Genomic DNA, 2,500 nt, shown 5'->3' with positions numbered 1-2,500 from the left:
GCCTGATTCGAGCTGCTTTCTGATGAAGCTCTCATAGTGATCGTTCAGAGCGTAGTTGGGCATGGCAACCTCTGGGAAAATGTCGGCCATAGGAACATGGCAATAGATGTCAGCTATTGCCAGAATCTGTCGATTCGGCCGCACTCCGCCTTGGATCTGGATTGTTCCGCAGGACTTGGCTCGCCGGCTCGGCACAACCGAGATGTCGCCTCAGCCCCGATGACGCTGGCGCGATCGAGGAATCAGGCCCGCAATCGACGGCTCCGACGATCTGTTTTCTCCCATACAAGCGGGACGACAAGCACAGAGGCCGGCCAAGAAAGAGGCCCGCCGGCGAAATTCGTTTCGCATTTGGTTGGGTCGCTGCTCCGATTCGGCTTTCACTGCTCGCTCCGGCTCTGGAAGAGGCTGAGTTCATCCGCCGCATCCGCCGAAACCTCGTCTCGGGTCCGGGGAGTGAATCGACGATGACTATCAGTCGAAATGCGACGGCCCGCCGGGCTTGAGCCAGACGGGCCGTTTGTGATTTGGTTTTGGGGAGGCTTTGCGTTTTTGTCTTGCGGGGGCTTCGGCTCCTTGCGGGCGCCTGCGCCGGAGCAAATCGCCGAGCATTGTGATCTGGATACAAAAACGGCCCGCTGGCTGAGCCTAGCGGGCCGTTGAATGTTGGTTGCGGGGACAGGATTTGAACCTGTGACCTTCAGGTTATGAGCCTGACGAGCTACCGGGCTGCTCCACCCCGCGTCACCTCTCGGCAAGCGCTTGCTTGCCGAACTAGGCAAGCGCTTGCTTGCCGAACTAAGCAAGCATTTGCTTGCTGAACCAGGCAAGCGCCTGCTTGCCGAACTAGGCAAACGTTTGCTTGCTTTGGACGTAAGCGCACGCCTACGACGACGCTGGCCTACAAATAGGTAGATGGCTCACCAAATGAAAGGGCCGCTTACGCGGCCCGTGGTCCCTTGGCGGGCCTTGTCGTAGAGAGAAGATTTCACTGACATCCGCTTGGATGTGAGTTCAACGTGCGTTTAGCAGACCTGGCAGCGACCTACTCTCCCGCGTCTTGAGACGAAGTACCATCAGCGCTGGAGCGTTTCACGGCCGAGTTCGGAATGGGATCGGGTGCAGCCGCTCCGCCATAACCACCAGGTCGGCAAAACGCACGTTGTTCGAGAAGCTTTTGAGCGAAGGAGCATAGAGAGACATCGGCAGCAGCGCTGTCGGGTTGCCTCTCGGGCTGTTCGCTGGTCTTTGTTGTGCCATCCATCGTATTTCACGATGAGCATAAGGAATGAGAACGATCAAGCCGATCGAACTATTAGTACCGGTAAGCTTCAAGCGTTGCCGCTCTTCCACACCCGGCCTATCAACGTGGTCGTCTTCCACGGTTCTCAGGGAATACTCGTTTTAAGGTGGGTTTCCCGCTTAGATGCCTTCAGCGGTTATCCCGTCCGGATATAGCTACCCTGCTATGCGGCTGGCGCCACAACAGGTCCACCAGAGATCCGTCCATCCCGGTCCTCTCGTACTAGGGACAGATCCTTTCAATATTCCTACACCCACGGCAGATAGGGACCGAACTGTCTCACGACGTTCTGAACCCAACTCACGTACCGCTTTAAATGGCGAACAGCCATACCCTTGGGACCTGCTCCAGCCCCAGGATGCGATGAGTCGACATCGAGGTGCCAAACAACCCCGTCGATATGGACTCTTGGGGGTCATCAGCCTGTTATCCCCGGCGTACCTTTTATCCGTTGAGCGATGGCCCTTCCACGCGGGACCACCGGATCACTATGACCGACTTTCGTCTCTGCTCGACTTGTCAGTCTCGCAGTCAGGCAGGCTTATGCCATTGCACTCAGCGAACGATTTCCGACCGTTCTGAGCCCACCATCGCGCGCCTCCGTTACTCTTTAGGAGGCGACCGCCCCAGTCAAACTACCCACCATACATTGTCCCGGACCCGGATAACGGGCCGCGGTTAGACATCCATAGTAATAAGGGTGGTATTTCAAGGGTGGCTCCACCTGAGCTGGCGCCCAGGTTTCAAAGCCTACCACCTATCCTACACATGCCACTACGAATGCCAATGTAAAGCTATAGTAAAGGTGCACGGGGTCTTTCCGTCTAACCGCAGGAACCCCGCATCTTCACGGGGAATTCAATTTCACTGAGTCTATGCTGGAGACAGCGGGGAAGTCGTTACGCCATTCGTGCAGGTCGGAACTTACCCGACAAGGAATTTCGCTACCTTAGGACCGTTATAGTTACGGCCGCCGTTTACTGGGGCTTCGATTCAGAGCTTGCACCCCTCCTCTTAACCTTCCAGCACCGGGCAGGCGTCAGACCCTATACGTCGTCTTGCGACTTCGCAGAGCCCTGTGTTTTTGATAAACAGTCGCTACCCCCTGGTCTGTGCCACCCTCCTCTGCTTGCGCAGAAAAGGGTCACGCTTCTTCCGAAGTTACGCGTGCAATTTGCCGAGTTCCTTCAGCATAGT

The 2,500-nt window shown here is 56.5% G+C and carries 1 protein-coding gene, 1 tRNA gene and 2 rRNA genes (2 of these 4 cut by a window edge); all 4 read right to left on the bottom strand.

Annotated elements, in window-relative coordinates; translation table 11 throughout:
- Positions 1–63, bottom strand: the 5' portion of a protein-coding gene (locus JG746_RS08710; RefSeq protein ID WP_202357768.1) for a type II toxin-antitoxin system ParD family antitoxin. It extends 204 nt beyond the left edge of the window; only the first 63 of its 267 coding nucleotides appear in the window; its start codon is at positions 61–63; its stop codon lies beyond the left edge, outside the window.
- A 604-nt stretch (positions 64–667) separates the two neighbouring features.
- Positions 668–744, bottom strand: a tRNA-Met gene (locus JG746_RS08705).
- A gap of 288 nt (positions 745–1,032) precedes the next feature.
- Positions 1,033–1,147 (bottom strand): 5S ribosomal RNA (gene rrf / locus JG746_RS08700).
- A 147-nt stretch (positions 1,148–1,294) separates the two neighbouring features.
- Positions 1,295–2,500, bottom strand: a 23S ribosomal RNA gene (locus JG746_RS08695); it runs 1,592 nt beyond the window's last position.

The sequence above is a fragment of the Mesorhizobium sp. 113-3-3 genome (genome assembly GCF_016756495.1).
Taxonomy (GTDB): Bacteria; Pseudomonadota; Alphaproteobacteria; order Rhizobiales; family Rhizobiaceae; genus Mesorhizobium.
Note: the sequence above shows the minus strand (reverse complement) of the source record. Positions and strands in the feature narration are given on the sequence as shown.